A 17,961-nucleotide genomic window follows, 5' to 3' on the forward strand; every position below is an offset into this window, starting at 1 on the left:
TACATTCCGAACCCGGAAGCTAAGCCTTACAGCGCCGATGGTACTGCAGGGGGGACTCTGTGGGAGAGTAGGACGCCGCCGAACAAATCTTGAGAGGGTTGGACCCCGAACTTCGGTTCCGGGTCCAACCCTTTTTTGTTTGCCGTCACTTGAAGTTCACGTTGCACAACCAGCATCCGCGGCATGGGTACTGCTGCACTGCTCAGGGCCGCCGGCGTTGGAGTCGGTGACGAGGTCGTCGTGCCGGCGTTCGGGAACGTGGAAGTCGCCGAGGCCGTGACCCAGGTCGGCGCGCTGCCGGTGTTCGCCGACATAGATCCGGTGACGTACTGTCTCGACGTGTCCGCCGTCGAGGCGGCCGTAACTCCGCGGACGGTGGCCGTCGTTGTCGTACACCGCTTCGGTCGGTTGGCAGACGTCGGGCGACTGCGCGGGGTGGGGCAGCGGCACGGGCTGCTGGTGCTGGAGCAGGGGGAGTCCGAGGCGCCGTACGACGAGGTTGCCCAGCGCAGGGAGCGGGCCGCCTATCTCGATGCGAAGTTGAGGGGCGTGCGCACGCCCGACGGCGGTGACGGGCACACCTATCAGCAGTACGTGGTGCGCGTGCCGGGGAACGGCAGGCCGGACCGGGACGCCTTCGCACGCGCCATACGCGCCAGGGGAGTCGAGTGCCGGGTGCCGGTGAAGACGCCCGTGCACCGGCTGCCCGAGTTCCGCCGGTGCGTGTCCCTGCCGGAGACCGAGCGGGCCGCGGAGGAGACGCTCGCGCTGCCGGTGGACGCCTCGTTGACGAGGCGGCAGATGCAGCGCATCGTTTCGGCGTGCAACGCGCTGGGCGGGCTGCTGCAGCCTGCCTTCTGAACGACCGGCCGTGACCGACTGATCGTGGTTGGGAGCACGGCTTTGTTCGGGGTATGATCTATTCCGTTGCCGCGAGGGAAACCTCGCAAAAACGACCGGCCCCTATAGCTCAGTCGGCAGAGCGTCTCCATGGTAAGGAGAAGGTCAACGGTTCGATTCCGTTTGGGGGCTCCAGCAGATAGGCCCCACCCTTGCGGGTGGGGCCTTTCGCGTATCCGCGTCGGGCTCAGTCCTTCCTGACCTCCGGCACCCGCATCGCCAGGATCGCCATGTCGTCGGACGGCGCGTCCGACGCGAAACGCTCCACCGCGCGCATGATGCGAGCCGCCACCGCGCCGGCCGTCAGGCCCGTACAGGTGGTGAGGACGTCCGCGAGGCCGTCGTCGCCCAGCATGCGGGTGCCTTCGCGGCGCTCGGTGACGCCGTCCGTGACGCACAGCAGGACGTCGCCCGGGTCCAGCGTGACCGTCTGCTCGTACAGCTCCAGGTCCTCTATGACGCCGAGGAGCGGCTGAGGCTCGGCGGCCGGTTCGACCGTGCCGTCCTGGCGCAGGCGCAGCGGCAGCGGGTGGCCGGCGCAGACCACCTTCAGGACTGCGCTGCCGTCCTCCTGCGGCCACAACTCGCCGTACAGGAGCGTCAGGAAGCGGCTGCGGGCGCCCTCGTCGAGGATCGCGGAGTTCAGGCGCTCCAGGACCGCGGGACCGCCGAAGCCCTCGCGGGCCAGCAGCCTGAGCGCGTGCCGGGCCAGGCCCGTGACCGCCGCCGCCTCCGGGCCCGTACCGCAGACGTCGCCGATGGCGAAGCCGTACGCGCCGTCGCGGATGGGGAAGAGGTCGTAGAAGTCGCCGCCGACCTCGTTGCCCTCGCCGGCCGCGCGGTAGATGACCTCGACCTCGACGCCCTTGATGGTCGGCAGACCGGGCGGCAGGAGGCTGCGCTGGAGGGACTGGCTGATGGCCGTGCGCTCCGAGTACAGGCGGGCGTTGTCCAGGGCGAGCGCGGCGCGGCGGCTCAGGTCCTCGGCCAGTTCCAGTATCTCCTGGCGGAAGTGCTCGTCGGTGGGCTTGCCGAGGGTCAGCATGCCGATGACGCGGTTGCGGGCGACCAGCGGCAGGACCACCGTCTCGCCGCCGACCGCCCCGGCCGTGGCGAGGGTCGGACCGATGGTCGTACCGACCCGGTAGGGCGAGTCGCCCAGGCTGAGGCTGCGCATGGAGGTGCGCAGCGCCGCCTGGTGGGCGGCCTCGCCGGGGGCGGTCCAGACGCGGGCGCCGGGGGTGGGGACCGGGTCCGGCGGGGGGATCTTCGACAGGAGGGACTTGATGCCGTCGATCAGTTCCTCGTCCTCGTGCAGGACGTACGACAGGTAGGGCTCCGAGGCCTGGTCGGCGATCGTGTAGACAGCACACCAGGTGGCCAGGGTCGGGACGGTCATCTGGGCCATCAGGGCGAGCGTCTGGTCGCGGTCCAGGGTGCCGGCCAGCAGGTCGGAGGCCTCGACGAGGAAGCTCAGGGAGCCGCGGCGCAGACGCTCCAGCTCGCCGAGGCGGGCCGACTCGACGGCCAGGGCGATGCGGTCGGCGGCGAACTGCAGGCGCAGCGCCTCCTCGTTGGAGTATCTGCCGGGGGCCTCCGCGGCGACGCCGAGGGAGCCGGTGAGGCGGCCCTCGACCTTCAGCGGGACCGTGACGACCGAGCGCATGCCCGTGCCGTTGAGGAGGGGTACGGCGCCGGGGACGGCGGTGAGGTCTTCGTGGACGGCCGGCATGCGGACCGAGCCGTAGCGGCCGGGGCCCGCCTCCACGGGGACGCGGGCGAAGCGCTGGCGGGCGGAGGGCAGGCCGGTGGAGGCGCGGACCTCCAGCTCCGTCTCGTCGTCGGTCGCGAGGAGCAGGAAGGCGGCGTCGCCGTCGAGCATGTCGCGGGCGCGCTCCACCGTGCGCTGCAGGAGGCCGTCGAGGTCGGCGGGGGCCGGGGAGCCGATGAAGACCTCGAAGGGGTCGGTGCTCTGGCCCTCGGAAGCACTGCTCGCGTCGGAGGAGGATGCCGGGATCCGCAACGGCGTCTGCAGGACGGCCCGTTCGTGGTCCCGTACAAGCAGGCAGACCGTCGACGGCTCGCCGCCAGTGTCGCGGACACGCAGGTGGGAGGCGTACACGGGGATGACGCGGCCGTGGTCGCCGCGGATGCCGTAACTGCCCTCCCAGCGCGAGAGTTGGAGCGCTTCCGCGATGCCCGTGCTGGTGCCCGGGGTGTGCGGCCAGGCCGCGAGGTCGGTCAGCGGTTTGCCGGTGACCTGTTCTGCGGCGTAGCCGAACAGCTCCTCGGCGTCCTCGTTCCAGGCCGTGATGGAGCCGCTGCGGTCGATCTGGACGACGGCCACGCGGACCCGGCCGTCGGCGAGCGGGAGGAGGTCGGCGGGCAGGGAAGGGCCCGCGGTGCGGGTGCCGACCGGGCGCTCGGGCAGGTCGAGTTGGAACCAGACGTTCTTGTGCGTGGGCGTGTACTCCACGCCCCAGCGGCCGGCCAGGGCCGCGCACAACTGGAGGCCGCGGCCGCCCTCACGGTCGAGGCTGCCCATGTTGACCGCCGAGCTCTGGAGCGGGATCTCGCGCTCCGGATAGCGGTCGGAGACCTCGATCCGAACCCCGTCGTCACTGCGCAGGCACAGAACGTCGGCAGCCGTGCCCGCGTGCACGACGGCGTTGGTCACCAGTTCGCTCGTGAGGACCACGGCGTCGTCGACGATGTCGCCGAACCCCCACCCCTGGAGGGTGTCGCGGACGAAGGACCGGGCGGTCGCGACCGATCGCCCGACGGGCTCGAAGCTGGCGGCCGCGCGCGCGGTGATCACAGCACTCCTCGTCCTGTTGTCGACGTGCAGGGCTCCTGGGCCGACCGGCTCGTGCCGCTGATCGGGCAGCTGCGAGTCCGTTGGCCGTGGCTCCGGGGGCTGTCCCCCCGGGATCACTCCGGTGGTCATGTGTGCGGCCGCCCTCCGATGCCCGCTCGTTCCCGTGCCACCGCCCAGGCCGGACGGACGGCGCGGCTGGACAGCCGCATGCAAGGTTACTTACCTTCGCCGTCCATGCGGATGCCGGTCACCAGTGTTTCCGCCCGGAGGTGTGCGGACGATGTGCAAAGCTGCCGAACTGTTATGGCCTGGTCCGGGCGGGGTGAAACACTGGGCAAGCTTCTGGTGAAGGTCCGGCCAGGTTGAGTGTGTTCTCTGGACGGCGGGCAGCAGCCCTTCGTGTGGCCTGATTACATCGGGCAGAAATACGCAGCAGTAACTGGTACGCCGAGCAGCAGTACCACCCGAGCACAGCAGTAACGGTCAACCCCTGCGGGAGGGACACAGTGGAGTCTGGCGCAGCGACGCGGGGCACTAAGACGCGCGCGAAAGGCGGACAGTCCCTGAACAACCAGCGCAAAACGCCCAACGGGACCACCGTGGTGGACACGGCCGCCCTCAACCGACTGCTGGCCGCTCTCGTGGCGATGCGTGACGGGAATTTCCGAAAGCGGCTCACGGTGTCCGGGGACGGCGTGATGTCGGAGATTGCGGCGGTCTTCAATGAGGTGGCCGACCGCAATCTTCATTTGACGGGCGAGCTGTCGCGGGTGCGGCGCATGGTGGGCCGTGAGGGGAAACTCACCGAGCGGCTGGAGACGGGCGCCTGCGAGGGCTCCTGGGCGGCCGCCATCGACGCCTCGAACGCGCTCGTGGACGACCTCGCGTGGCCCGTCTCCGAAGTCGGCCGGGTGCTGTCCGCGGTCGCCGAGGGCGACCTGTCGCCCCGCATGGAACTCAGGACGCCGGCGCCGGAAGGGGCCGGGCACCCGCTGCGCGGTGAGTTCCTCAAGGTCGGACGGACCGTCAACAACCTCGTCGACCAGCTGTCGACGTTCACCGACGAGGTCACGCGTGTCGCCAGTGAGGTGGGCACCGAGGGCAAGCTGGGCGGGCAGGCCCGGGTGCGTGGAATGTCCGGTTCGTGGAAGGACCTCACGGACTCGGTCAACACGATGGCGTACCGGCTGACGGCACAGGTGCGGGACATCGCGCTGGTGACCACGGCGGTCGCCAAGGGTGATCTGTCGCGGAAGGTCACCGTCCATGTCGAAGGCGAGATGCTGGAGCTGAAGAACACCGTCAACACGATGGTCGACCAGCTCTCCGCCTTCTCCTCCGAGGTGACGCGGGTCGCCCGCGAGGTGGGCACCGACGGCATCCTCGGCGGCCAGGCACACGTCCCGGGCGTCGCCGGTACGTGGAAGGAACTCACCGATTCGGTGAACCTCATGGCCGGCAACCTCACCGCCCAGGTGCGCGGCATCGCCCAGGTCACCACCGCGGTGGCCAACGGCGACCTGTCGCAGAAGGTGACCGTGCCGGCCCGGGGCGAGGTCGCGCAGCTCGCCGAGACGATCAACCAGATGACCGAGACCCTGCGGATCTTCGCGGACGAGGTCACGCGCGTGGCCAACGAGGTCGGCGCCGAGGGCCGCCTCGGCGGACAGGCGAACGTGCCCGGTGCGGCCGGCACCTGGAAGGACCTCACCGACTCCGTCAACACGGTCTTCCGCAACCTCACCACTCAGGTGCGCGACATCGCCGCCGTGACGACGGCCGTGGCCAACGGTGACCTGTCCCAGAAGGTCACCGTCGACGTCGCCGGCGAGATGCTCGAACTGAAGAACACCGTCAACGGCATGGTCGACCAGCTGTCGTCCTTCGGTGCCGAGGTCACGCGCGTGGCGCGGGAGATCGGCGTCGAGGGCGAGTTGGGCGGGCAGGCGCAGGTGCCGGGCGCGGCCGGTACGTGGAAGGACCTGACGGACTCCGTCAACACCGCGTTCCGCAACCTCACCGGACAGGTGAGGAACATCGCCCAGGTGACGACGGCCGTGGCCAACGGTGACCTGTCCCAGAAGGTCACCGTGGACGTCTCCGGCGAGATGCTCCAGCTGAAGAACACCGTGAACACGATGGTGGACCAACTGTCGTCCTTCGCCGACCAGGTGACCCGCATGGCCCGGGACGTGGGCACCGAGGGCCGCCTCGGCGGTCAGGCCCGCGTGGACGGCGTGTCCGGTACGTGGAAGGAACTCACCGACTCCGTCAACTTCATGGCGGGCAACCTCACCTCCCAGGTGCGGCAGATCGCCCAGGTGACGACGGCGGTGGCCCGCGGTGACCTCTCGCAGAAGATCGACGTCGACGCGCGCGGTGAGATCCTGGAGCTGAAGAACACCATCAACACGATGGTCGACCAGCTCTCCGCCTTCGCCGACCAGGTCACCAGGGTCGCCCGCGAGGTGGGCACGGAGGGCCGCCTGGGCGGTCAGGCCCGCGTGGACGGCGTCGCCGGTGTGTGGCGGGACCTGACCGACTCCGTGAACGGCATGGCCGGAAACCTCACCGCCCAGGTGCGCAACATCGCCCAAGTCGCCACCGCCGTGGCCCGCGGTGACCTGTCCCAGAAGATCACCGTGGACGCGCGCGGGGAGATCCTGGAGCTGAAGAACACCCTGAACACGATGGTCGACCAGCTGTCGTCGTTCGCCCAGGAGGTCACGCGCGTGGCCCGCGAGGTGGGCACCGAGGGCATCCTCGGCGGTCAGGCCGAGGTCCAGGGCGTCTCCGGCACCTGGAAGGACCTCACGCAGTCCGTGAACTTCATGGCGAACAACCTGACCATCCAGGTGCGCAACATCGCCGAGGTCACGACCGCGGTCGCCAAGGGTGACCTGTCCAAGAAGATCACCGTCGACGCCAAGGGCGAGATCCTCGAACTCGTCACCACCGTCAACACGATGGTCGACCAGCTGTCGTCCTTCGCCGAGCAGGTGACCCGGGTCGCCCGCGAGGTGGGCACCGAGGGCATCCTCGGCGGGCAGGCGCACGTGCCCGGCGTCACGGGCATCTGGAAGGACCTCAGCGACAACGTCAACCTGATGGCCAACAACCTGACCATGCAGGTGCGCAACATCTCCCAGGTCGCGGCCGCGGTCGCCAACGGCGACCTGACCCGGACGGTGACGATCGAGGCGCGCGGCGAGGTCGCGCAGCTCGCCGACACCTTCAACACCATGGTCAAGACGCTGAGTTCGTTCGCCGACCAGGTCACCAAGGTGGCCCGCGAGGTGGGCACGGACGGCATCCTCGGCGGGCAGGCGTACGTCCCGGGCGTGGCCGGTACCTGGAAGGACCTCACCGAGTCCGTGAACCAGATGGCGTCCAACCTGACCGGCCAGGTGCGCAACATCGCCATGGTCACCACCGCCATCGCCAAGGGCGACCTGACCAAGAAGATCGACATCGACGCGCGCGGCGAGATCCTGGAGCTGAAGACCACCATCAACACGATGGTCGACCAGCTGTCCTCCTTCGCCGAGGAGGTCACGCGCGTGGCCCGCGAGGTGGGCACGGAGGGACAGCTGGGCGGACAGGCACGCGTGCGGGACGTCGACGGCACCTGGCGGGACCTGACCGAGTCCGTGAACGAGATGGCCGGGAACCTGACCCGGCAGGTGCGTGCCATCGCGCGCGTGGCGACCGCGGTGACCCGCGGCGACCTGAACCTGAAGATCGACGTCGACGCCTCCGGCGAGATCCAGGAACTGCAGGACTACATCAACAAGATGATCGCCAACCTGCGCGACACCACGATCGCCAACAAGGAGCAGGACTGGCTCAAGGGCAACCTCGCCCGCATCTCGGCGCTGATGCAGGGCCGCCGCGACCTGGAGGACGTGGCCTCGCTGATCATGAGCGAGCTGACGCCGGTGGTCTCCGCGCAGCACGGCGCGTTCTTCGTGGCGATGCCGCTCCTCGACGGCAAGGACCTCAGCGCCGACAGCGAGGACCAGTACGAGCTGCGGATGCTCGGATCGTACGGCTACTCGATGGGCTCCATGCCGACGTCGTTCCGGCCGGGTGAGGCGCTCATCGGGACGGCCGCCCAGGAGAAGCGCACGATCCTCGTGGAGAACGCGCCCAGCGGCTATCTGAAGATCTCCTCCGGGCTCGGCGAGGCGCCGCCCGCGCAGGTGATCGTGCTGCCGGTGCTGTTCGAGGGGAAGGTGCTCGGCGTCATCGAGCTGGCGTCCTTCACGCCGTTCACTCAGATCCAGAAGGACTTCCTCAACCAGATCGCGGAGATGATTGCCACCAGCGTCAACACCATCTCCGTCAACACCAAGACCGAGCAGCTGCTGAAGCAGTCGCAGGAGCTGACCGAGCAACTCCGCCTGCGTTCTGAGGAGTTGGAGCAGCGGCAGAAGGCCCTCCAGGCGTCCAACGCCGAACTGGAGGAGAAGGCCGAGCTGCTGGCCCAGCAGAACCGCGACATCGAGGCGAAGAACTCCGAGATCGAGGAGGCGCGGCAGGTCCTGGAGGAACGCGCCGAACAGCTCGCGGTCTCCATGCGCTACCGCAGCGAGTTCCTGGCCAACATGTCCCACGAGCTGCGTACGCCGCTCAACTCGCTACTGATCCTGGCCAAGTTGCTCGCCGACAACGCCGAGGGCAACCTCTCCCCGAAGCAGGTGGAGTTCGCCGAGACGATCCACGGCGCCGGCTCCGACCTGCTGCAGCTGATCAACGACATCCTCGACCTGTCGAAGGTCGAGGCGGGCAAGATGGACGTCTCCCCGACGCGCATCGCGCTCGTCCAGCTCATCGACTACGTGGAGGCCACCTTCCGGCCGCTGACCGCGGAAAAGGGCCTGGATCTGTCCGTACGGGTGTCGCCGGAGCTGCCCGCCACGCTGCACACCGACGAGCAGCGGCTGCTGCAGGTGCTGCGCAACCTGCTGTCCAACGCGGTGAAGTTCACCGACTCCGGGTCGGTGGAGCTGGTCATCCGTCCCGCGCGGGGGGACGTCCCGCAGGCGATCCGGGAGCAGTTGCTGGAGACCGGTTCGCTGACCGATCCGGACGCGGAGATGATCGCGTTCTCCGTCACCGACACCGGTATCGGCATCGCGGCCAGCAAGATGCGGGTGATCTTCGAGGCGTTCAAGCAGGCCGACGGCACCACGAGCCGCAAGTACGGCGGTACGGGCCTGGGGCTGTCCATCTCGCGGGAGATCGCCCAGCTGCTCGGCGGCGAGATCCACGCGCAGAGCGAGCCGGGCCGCGGCTCGACGTTCACCCTGTACCTGCCGCTGCACCCGGGCGAACTGCCGCCGCACGGCTATCAGCAGCCCGGGTCCGCCCTGGACGACGACGAGCTGATCGCCGCCTCTGAGTCGCATCTGTCCGACCTGTCCGAGCTGTCCGCCGCGGAGATCGAGACGCCGGCCGAGGTGAAGTCGTACCAGGAGACGCAGAATGGCCCCGCCGCGCTGTTCCGGCGCCGCCGCAAGGCCCTGCCCGCCGCCGACCAGCGGCCCGCGCAGCAGGGACAGCCGGTGCCGGAGCAGTGGGCGGCCGGCGAGCAGGACGCGGCGCCGCACAGGCATCGCGACGTCCGGTTCGGCGGCGAGAAGGTGCTCATCGTCGACGACGACATCCGCAACGTCTTCGCCCTGACCAGCGTCCTGGAGCAGCACGGCCTGTCCGTGCTGTACGCGGAGAACGGCCGCGAGGGCATTGAGGTCCTCGAGCAGCACGACGACGTGGCGGTCGTGCTGATGGACATCATGATGCCTGAGATGGACGGGTATGCGACGACCACGGCGATCCGTAGGATGCCGCAGTTCGCCGGGCTCCCGATCATCGCGCTGACCGCGAAGGCGATGAAGGGCGACCGGGAGAAGGCGATCGAGTCGGGTGCCTCCGACTACGTGACGAAGCCGGTCGATCCCGACCACCTGTTGTCGGTGATGGAGCAGTGGATGCGGGAAGGGTGAACCGTAGATGTTCACCCGCTACGTTTCTGCTACGTGCACAGTGACATCGCGGTGACAGGGTGTGGCGACAGGCAGGGTGCGGCTACGATGACCGGCACAAGGACGGGCGGCGCAAGGGAGTCGTCCCCTGGGGCGGCACCCGCCGGTGCCTCCCCGGGTCCTGCGGACAGGGGTGGCCCCAAGCCGGGGCGAGGAGGGCGGGCCATGGTGCAGAAGGCCAAGATCCTCCTGGTCGATGACCGGCCGGAGAATCTGTTGGCGCTGGAGGCCATCCTCTCTGCGCTGGATCAGACGCTGGTGCGGGCATCGTCCGGGGAGGAAGCGCTCAAAGCACTGCTCACGGACGACTTCGCGGTCATTCTGCTGGACGTCCAGATGCCAGGGATGGACGGTTTCGAAACGGCCGCGCACATCAAGCGGCGGGAGAGGACCCGGGACATCCCGATCATCTTCCTCACCGCGATCAACCACGGCCCGCACCACACCTTCCGGGGCTATGCGGCGGGCGCGGTCGACTACATCTCCAAGCCGTTCGACCCGTGGGTGCTGCGCGCGAAGGTCTCCGTCTTCGTGGACTTGTACATGAAGAACTGCCAGCTGAAGGAGCAGGCGGCCCTGCTGCGGCTCCAGCTGGAGGGCGGGGGCAAGAGCGGCGTCGGCGAGGGCAAGGAGTCGGCCGGCCTGCTCGCCGAGCTGTCCGCGCGCCTCGCGGCCGTCGAGGAGCAGGCAGAGGCCCTCTCCAAGCAGCTCGACGACGAGTCCGCGGACGCGGCAGCGGTGGCCACGGCAGCGCACCTCGAGCGCAAACTGACCGGGCTACGGCGGGCGCTGGACGCGCTCGAGCCGGGGACGGGGAGCGCTTCCTCGGTTTCCTCGCAGAACTGAGCAGGGACGGCCCCTGATTGGGAGACGCGCGCCGGGGCTGGGCGGCTGACGGGCGGGCCGCGTGCCGGCGCCGCGCCGTGGCCGTCGACGACGACCAGGGCGCGGGCGCGCAGCGACGCCTTGGCCGGACTTCCCCCGCGTCCGGCGGGTCCGCGGCGGTGTGGATGCCGCGGTGTCGCTGCCCGGTGGATGTGCCGTCGAGGCGGGGGACGTGACAGATCTCGGCCACGCCTGAGGCGTGTTGGGCCTCCGCACGCGGCGCGAATCCGCGCATTGCCGTCCGCTACGCACGTGCACGTCGAGTCCGGTGTACGGGCCGATCCCCGGGGCTGCGTCCATGAGTCAGCGTCAGTTCCGTGCTCCGGTAAGGGCGACACGAAAGGGTGAAGCAGTGGGCACACGTGTCCGCTGTCGTCTCCACCGGTAATCTCACACCCATGGCCTCACGTCCCTCCGCAGCCAAGAAGCAGCCCGCGAAGAAGGCGGCCGCTCCCGCGAAGGCTCCGGCGAAGAAGGCCGCTGCGAAGAAGGCTCCGGCGAAGAAGACGCCCGCCAAGAAGGCCGCGGCCAGGACGGCCGCGCCCAAACCGGCGCCGAGCCCCACCGGAGGCATCTACCGGCTCGTGCGCGCCCTCTGGCTCGGCCTGGCGCACGCCGTCGGCGCGGTGTTCCGCGGCATAGGGCAAGGGGCCAGGAACCTGGACCCGGCGCACCGCAAGGACGGCATCGCCCTGCTGCTGCTCGCCGTTGCCCTGATCGTCGCCGCCGGCACCTGGGCCGATCTGCGCGGCCCCGTCGGCGACCTGGTCGAGATCCTGGTGACCGGCGCCTTCGGCCGCCTGGACCTGCTCGTGCCCGTCCTGCTCGCGGTCATCGCCGTGCGCTTCATCCGGCACCCCGAGCAGCCCGAGGCCAACGGCCGTATCGTCATCGGCCTGTCCGCGCTCGTCGTCGGCGTGCTCGGCCAGGTCCACATCGCCTGCGGCTCGCCCGCCCGCAGCGACGGCATGCAGGCCATAAGGGACGCTGGCGGCCTCATCGGCTGGGGCGCGGCGACCCCGCTGACGTACTCCATGGGCGAGGTCCTGGCCGTACCGCTGCTGGTGCTGCTCACGGTCTTCGGCCTGCTGGTCGTCACCGCCACCCCGGTCAACGCCATCCCGCAGCGGCTGCGGCTGCTCGGTGTGAAGCTCGGCATCCTCCCCGACCCGGAGGAGGACGAGCTCACCGACGACGAGGAGCGCTACGAGGAGCAGTGGCGCGAGGCGCTGCCCGCGCGCCCCCGCAGGCGCCAGAGCGCTCCCCAGGCGTACGACCCCGACAACGCGGAGCAGGAGGCCCTCTCCAAGCGCCGTGGCCGCCCCCGGCGTTCGGCCGTGCCGCAGCCCGACATGGAGCGGCAGATGGACGCCGTGGACGTCGCCGCGGCCGCTGCTGCCGCGCTCGACGGCGCGGTCCTGCACGGCATGCCGCCGTCGCCGATCGTCGCCGACCTCACCCAGGGTGTCAGCGTGGGCGACCGCGTGGAGACGACCCCGACCCCGGTACCGGCCGCGCGCCCCAACCAGGATGGCCCGGCCGCACGTCCCAAGGAGGACGGACCGGCGGCACGCCCCAAGCAGGAGAAGGTGACGGCGGGGGTTGCCGACCTCACCAAGAGACCGCCCGCCGAGACCCGCGACCTGCCGCCGCGCGCCGAGCAGCTCCAGCTGTCCGGCGACATCACCTACGCCCTGCCCTCGCTGGACCTGCTGGAGCGCGGCGGCCCGGGCAAGGCGCGCAGCGCCGCCAACGACGCGATCGTCGCCGCACTCACGAACGTCTTCACCGAGTTCAAGGTCGACGCCCGCGTCACCGGCTTCACGCGCGGCCCGACGGTCACCCGCTACGAGGTCGAGCTCGGCCCCGCCGTGAAGGTCGAGCGGATCACCGCGCTCACCAAGAACATCGCCTACGCCGTCGCCAGCCCGGACGTGCGGATCATCAGCCCGATCCCCGGCAAGTCCGCGGTCGGCATCGAGATCCCGAACACCGACCGGGAGATGGTCAACCTCGGTGACGTGCTGCGCCTCGCAGAGGCCGCCGAGGACGACCACCCGATGCTGGTCGCGCTCGGCAAGGACGTCGAGGGCGGCTACGTGATGGCCAACATCGCGAAGATGCCGCACATCCTCGTCGCCGGCGCCACCGGCTCCGGCAAGTCGTCCTGCATCAACTGTCTGATCACCTCGATCATGATGCGGGCGACCCCGGAGGACGTGCGCATGGTCCTCGTCGACCCCAAGCGGGTCGAGCTCACCGCGTACGAGGGCATCCCGCACCTGATCACCCCGATCATCACCAACCCCAAGCGGGCCGCCGAGGCGCTCCAGTGGGTCGTACGCGAGATGGACCTGCGCTACGACGACCTGGCCGCGTACGGCTTCCGGCACATCGACGACTTCAACGCGGCCGTGCGCAGCGGCAAGGTGAAGCCGCCCGAGGGCAGCGAGCGAGAGCTGCAGCCCTACCCCTACCTGCTGGTGATCGTCGACGAGCTCGCCGACCTCATGATGGTCGCGCCGCGCGACGTCGAGGACGCGATCGTGCGCATCACGCAGCTAGCGCGCGCCGCCGGCATCCACCTGGTGCTCGCCACACAGCGGCCGTCCGTCGACGTCGTCACCGGTCTGATCAAGGCGAACGTGCCCTCGAGGCTCGCCTTCGCCACCTCCTCGCTGGCCGACTCGCGTGTCATCCTCGACCAGCCCGGCGCGGAGAAGCTGATCGGCAAGGGCGACGGGTTGTTCCTGCCGATGGGCGCGAACAAGCCGGTGCGCATGCAGGGCGCGTTCGTGACCGAGGAGGAGGTCGCGGCGGTCGTCCAGCACTGCAAGGACCAGATGACGCCGGTCTTCCGGGACGACGTCGTCGTCGGCACCAAGCAGAAGAAGGAGATCGACGAGGACATCGGTGACGACCTCGACCTGCTGTGCCAGGCGGCCGAGCTGGTCGTCTCCACGCAGTTCGGATCGACGTCCATGCTCCAGCGCAAGCTGCGCGTCGGCTTCGCCAAGGCCGGACGGCTCATGGACCTCATGGAGTCCCGGGGCATCGTCGGTCCCAGCGAGGGGTCCAAGGCGCGTGACGTTCTTGTGAAGCCTGACGACCTGGACGGCGTGCTGGCCGTGATTCGAGGGGAGTCTGAGGGGTAGCAGGCAGACGGCTGTCCGGCGGATGTGCTTACTGCGGGCGGGTGTGTAGACCGTGATCCACCCGTTAGGGAGCTGCGGGCAACCGTTTCCCTTGGGCATACGTCAAGTTGAGCGAGAGGACCGGTGCGGGTCCCACCATGGGTTTCATACCGGTCCCACCATCGGATTGTCCGGCCATTCCGATGGCGTACAAAGTCCTACCGCCGGGTCGCTCCACCCTTTCGCACCCCCCTAGACTGAACGTCCAGCACAGGCGGCAACACGCTCGAAAGGCGCCCCCGTGTCCATCGGCAACTCCCCTGAAGACGAGCGTCCGTTCGAAGACGTTTCCGAGGAAGCCCGCCCCTCCATCGGCCGTGCCCTGCAGCAGGCGCGGATCGCCGCCGGGCTGACCGTCGACGACGTCAGCAGCGCCACTCGGGTCCGCATCGCCATCGTGCACGCCATCGAGGCCGACAACTTCGCTCCGTGCGGCGGAGACGTCTACGCCCGTGGGCACATCCGGACCCTGGCCAAGGCCGTGCACCTCGATCCGGCCCCGCTGCTGGCGCAGTACGACGCCGAGCACGGCGGGCGCCCCGCCCCGACCCCGGCCGCCCCGCTGTTCGAGGCGGAACGTATCCGCCCCGAGCGGAGCGGGCCCAACTGGACCGCGGCCATGGTCGCCGCGATCGTCGCCGTGGTCGGCTTCGTCGGCTTCACGGCGTTCAAGGGCGGGGACAACGGCAGCGGCGCCAAGACACAGGTCGCCGAGGGGTCCACGCCCACGACCAGCAAGCCGGCCTCGCCCACGCCGAAGAACAGCAAGCCCGCCGACCCCAAGCCCGTGCCGTCCGACAGCGCCATCGCGGCCGCGCCGCAGGACAAGGTGACCGTCCAGGTCAGCGCCGCGGGCGGGGGCAGCTGGATCTCGGCCAAGGACCACAACGGCCGGATGCTCTTCGACGGGCTCCTCAAGAAGGGCGAGTCCAAGACCTTCCAGGACAGCTCCAAGATCGACCTCATCCTCGGCGACGCCGGCGCGATCCAGCTCTACGTCAACGGCAAGAAGATCGAGGACCAGTTCCAGCCGGGCTCCGTGGAACGCCTCACGTACACGAAGGGCGACCCCCAGGTCGGATAACCGTCCGAGGGCGCACTTCAACACGGGGTTGGCCAAGATCGGCCAACCCCGTCGACGTGGGGTGTCAGCGGGACGAAGTAGTCTTGAGCCCATGCCTGAACGCCGTACCGTCGCACTCGTCACTCTCGGCTGCGCCCGTAACGAGGTGGACTCGGAGGAGCTCGCAGGCCGTTTGGAGGCGGACGGCTGGCAGCTCGTGGAGGACGCCGCGGAAGCGGACGTCGCCGTGGTCAACACCTGTGGCTTTGTGGAAGCCGCCAAGAAGGACTCCGTCGACGCCCTCCTGGAGGCCAACGACCTCAAGGGGCACGGCAGAACACAGGCGGTGGTGGCGGTCGGCTGCATGGCCGAGCGGTACGGCAAGGAACTCGCCGAGGCCCTCCCCGAAGCGGACGGCGTGCTCGGCTTCGACGACTACGCGAACATCTCCGACCGCCTTCAGACCATCCTGAACGGCGGCATCCACGCCGCGCACACCCCGCGCGACCGGCGCAAGCTCCTGCCGATCAGCCCGGCCGAGCGGCAGTCGGCGACCGACGTCGCCCTGCCCGGACACGGCGCCCCCGCCGACCTCCCCGAGGGCCTGGCCCCGCAGTCCGGCCCCCGCGCGCCCCTGCGCCGCCGCCTGGACGGCTCCCCGGTCGCCTCCGTCAAGCTCGCCTCCGGCTGCGACCGGCGCTGCTCCTTCTGCGCCATCCCGTCCTTCCGCGGCTCCTTCATCTCCCGCCGCCCGAGCGACGTGCTGAACGAGACGCGGTGGCTGGCCGAGCAGGGCGTCAAGGAGATCATGCTGGTCTCCGAGAACAACACCTCCTACGGCAAGGACTTGGGCGACATCCGCCTGCTGGAGTCCCTGCTGCCCGAGCTCGCCGAAGTCGACGGCATCGAGCGCGTCCGTGTCAGCTACCTCCAGCCGGCCGAGATGCGGCCCGGCCTGATCGACGTGCTGACCTCCACCCCGAAGGTCGCCCCCTACTTCGACCTGTCCTTCCAGCACTCCGCGCCCGACGTGCTGCGCGCCATGCGCCGCTTCGGCGACACCGACCGCTTCCTGGAGCTGCTCGACACCATCCGGAACAAGGCCCCCGAGGCCGGTGTGCGCTCCAACTTCATCGTCGGCTTCCCCGGCGAGACCGAGGCCGACCTGGCCGAGCTCGAGCGCTTCCTGAACGCCGCGCGGCTGGACGCCATCGGCGTCTTCGGCTACTCCGACGAGGAGGGTACGGAGGCGGCCACCTTCGCCGACAAGCTCGACGAGGACGTCGTCGCCGAGCGACTGGCACGTGTCTCCCGGCTGGCCGAGGAACTCGTCTCGCAGCGGGCCGAGGAGCGCATCGGCGAGACAATGCGCGTGCTCGTCGAGTCCGTCGACGCCGAGGAGGGCGTGTACGGCCGTGCCGCGCACCAGGCGCCGGAGACGGACGGCCAGGTGCTGCTCACGAGCGGCGAGGGCCTGAGCGTCGGTCGTATGGTCGAGGCGAAGGTGGTCGGTACGGAAGGTGTCGACCTGGTGGCCGAGCCGCTCCAGGGCTCGCTCGGGTGGCATGAGGAGGCGGGCAGATGACCGGAGTCCCGGCGTCCGCGGCGGGTGGCTCCTCCGGCACGCAGGGGGCCGCCGCGGGCAGCCTTGGGGCTTCGGGCGGGGGCGTGGGTCCTGACGCTTCGATGACGGCGGGCGGTGGGCCGACGGGCCCAGGCGCGCCGGGAGCAGGCTCCGGTCGTGCCGGTTCGGGTCCCGCGGCCGGCGGGGACTCCGGTTCCGGTGCGGTGGGCGGGGGCTCCGGTTCCGGTGCGCTGGGCGGTGACTCCGGTGGTGCGGAGGGCGGTGCCAAGCCCGCGCGCGGCGGGAAGATCGCGGCCGCCGCCGTCGACCAGGCCAGCCTGTGGAACGTCGCCAATCTGCTGACCATGCTCCGGTTGCTTCTCGTGCCGGGCTTCGTGGCCCTGATGCTGGCCGACGGCGGGTACGACCCGGCGTGGCGGTCGCTCGCCTGGGCGGCCTTCGCCATCGCCATGATCACCGACCTGTTCGACGGTCATCTGGCGCGGACCTACAACCTCGTCACCGACTTCGGGAAGATCGCCGACCCCATCGCCGACAAGGCGATCATGGGGGCGGCGTTGATCTGTCTCTCCGGTCTTGGCGATCTGCCCTGGTGGGTGACCGCCGTGATCCTCGGCCGGGAACTCGGGATCACGCTCCTGCGTTTCCTCGTCATCCGCTACGGCGTCATCCCCGCGAGCCGCGGCGGCAAGCTCAAGACGCTCACGCAGGGCGTGGCCGTCGGTATGTACGTGCTGGCGCTGACGGGATGGCTGGCCACCCTGAGGTTCTGGGTCATGGCTGTGGCGGTCGTCCTGACCGTGGTGACCGGGCTCGACTATGTGAGACAGGCCATTGTGCTGCGCAGGCGGGGAATCGCCGAGCGCAGGGCAGCGTTGGAGGAGTCGGAAGCGTGAGTTCCCCGGCCGCCGAAGTCGTGAGACTACTCACGGTGAGGGGCGAGACGGTCGCCGTCGCCGAGTCGCTGACCGGTGGCCTGGTTGCGGCGGAGATTACCTCGGTGCCGGGGGCGTCCAAGGTCTTCCGCGGTTCGGTCACCGCCTACGCCACCGAGCTCAAGCACGACCTGCTGGGTGTCGATGCCACCCTGCTGGCCGAGCGCGGAGCGGTGGATCCGCAGGTCGCGGCCCAGATGGCGGCCGGAGCGCGGAAGGCGCTGAGGGCCGACTGGGGCATCGCGACCACGGGAGTCGCCGGCCCCGACCCCCAGGACGGACAGCCCGTCGGGACGGTCTTCGTGGCCGTGGACGGGCCCTTCGCAACGGAATCCGGCGCCGCCCGTGGCGGGAAAACGGCCTCGCTGCGGTTGAACGGCGGCCGGGCGGAAATTCGTATGGAGAGTGTACGGAGCGTACTCGCACTGCTCCTCGAGCAGCTCGCGAGCGAACAGACCGGGAATGAGCGGGCACAGGATACGGAACGGAACGGGGGGTTTTGATGTTTGCAGCCCTGAGTGAACACGACATCGC

At 69.8% G+C, this 17,961-nt stretch carries 9 protein-coding genes and 1 tRNA gene; 9 read left to right on the top strand and 1 reads right to left on the bottom strand.

Features of this window, described 5'->3' with window-relative positions; translation table 11 throughout:
* The first annotated feature begins 198 nt into the window (after positions 1–198).
* Both ABZV31_RS34105 and ABZV31_RS34110 read left to right on the top strand, forming a co-directional pair.
* On the top strand, positions 199–861 hold the full coding sequence (locus tag ABZV31_RS34105) for a DegT/DnrJ/EryC1/StrS family aminotransferase (RefSeq protein WP_355900756.1): 663 nt from the start codon (positions 199–201) through the stop codon (positions 859–861).
* Between the two features lie 98 nt (positions 862–959).
* Positions 960–1,035 (top strand) — tRNA-Thr (locus tag ABZV31_RS34110).
* 52 nt (positions 1,036–1,087) lie between these two features.
* On the opposite strand, the gene ABZV31_RS34115 is transcribed toward ABZV31_RS34110, so the two are convergent.
* Positions 1,088–3,847, bottom strand: a complete 2,760-nt coding sequence (locus tag ABZV31_RS34115; RefSeq protein ID WP_355900725.1) for a SpoIIE family protein phosphatase — start codon at positions 3,845–3,847, stop codon at positions 1,088–1,090.
* Positions 3,848–4,224: 377 nt separating this feature from the next.
* Between ABZV31_RS34115 and ABZV31_RS34120 the strand changes: the two genes are divergently transcribed.
* From ABZV31_RS34120 to ABZV31_RS34150, 7 genes are all read left to right on the top strand, one after another.
* Entirely contained in the window at positions 4,225–9,726 is a 5,502-nt protein-coding gene (locus tag ABZV31_RS34120) for a HAMP domain-containing protein (RefSeq protein WP_355900726.1), read from the top strand.
* 204 nt (positions 9,727–9,930) lie between these two features.
* The gene (locus ABZV31_RS34125; RefSeq protein WP_355900727.1) at positions 9,931–10,611 is read left to right on the top strand and encodes a response regulator; all 681 of its coding nucleotides are present in this window, start codon (positions 9,931–9,933) and stop codon (positions 10,609–10,611) included.
* A gap of 437 nt (positions 10,612–11,048) precedes the next feature.
* On the top strand, positions 11,049–13,805 hold the full coding sequence (locus tag ABZV31_RS34130) for a DNA translocase FtsK (RefSeq protein ID WP_355900728.1): 2,757 nt from the start codon (positions 11,049–11,051) through the stop codon (positions 13,803–13,805).
* 280 nt (positions 13,806–14,085) lie between these two features.
* Complete coding sequence (locus ABZV31_RS34135) at positions 14,086–14,928, top strand: RodZ domain-containing protein (RefSeq protein WP_355900729.1); 843 nt, start codon at positions 14,086–14,088, stop codon at positions 14,926–14,928.
* Between the two features lie 91 nt (positions 14,929–15,019).
* A complete protein-coding gene (gene rimO, locus ABZV31_RS34140; protein ID WP_355900730.1) occupies positions 15,020–16,492 on the top strand; it encodes a 30S ribosomal protein S12 methylthiotransferase RimO in 1,473 nt (490 codons plus the stop codon).
* Positions 16,489–17,388 carry a CDP-diacylglycerol--glycerol-3-phosphate 3-phosphatidyltransferase gene (gene pgsA / locus ABZV31_RS34145; protein WP_355900731.1) on the top strand — a complete coding sequence of 300 codons (900 nt, stop codon included), beginning with the start codon at positions 16,489–16,491 and terminating at the stop codon, positions 17,386–17,388. The genes rimO and pgsA overlap by 4 nt, the downstream gene beginning before the upstream one ends.
* A complete protein-coding gene (locus ABZV31_RS34150) occupies positions 17,385–17,930 on the top strand; it encodes a CinA family protein (protein WP_355900732.1) in 546 nt (181 codons plus the stop codon). The genes pgsA and ABZV31_RS34150 overlap by 4 nt, the downstream gene beginning before the upstream one ends.
* The last annotated feature ends 31 nt before the right edge of the window (positions 17,931–17,961 follow it).

The sequence above is a fragment of the Streptomyces sp. NPDC005202 genome (assembly GCF_040608235.1).
Taxonomy (GTDB): Bacteria; Actinomycetota; Actinomycetes; order Streptomycetales; family Streptomycetaceae; genus Streptomyces.

Coding starts and splice junctions, on each gene's coding strand:
- ABZV31_RS34115 (WP_355900725.1), bottom strand. CDS start 3,847: ATGACCACCGGAGTGATCCCGGGGGGACAGCCCCCGGAGCCACGGCCA.
- ABZV31_RS34125 (WP_355900727.1), top strand. CDS start 9,931: ATGGTGCAGAAGGCCAAGATCCTCCTGGTCGATGACCGGCCGGAGAAT.
- ABZV31_RS34130 (WP_355900728.1), top strand. CDS start 11,049: ATGGCCTCACGTCCCTCCGCAGCCAAGAAGCAGCCCGCGAAGAAGGCG.
- rimO (WP_355900730.1), top strand. CDS start 15,020: ATGCCTGAACGCCGTACCGTCGCACTCGTCACTCTCGGCTGCGCCCGT.
- pgsA (WP_355900731.1), top strand. CDS start 16,489: ATGACCGGAGTCCCGGCGTCCGCGGCGGGTGGCTCCTCCGGCACGCAG.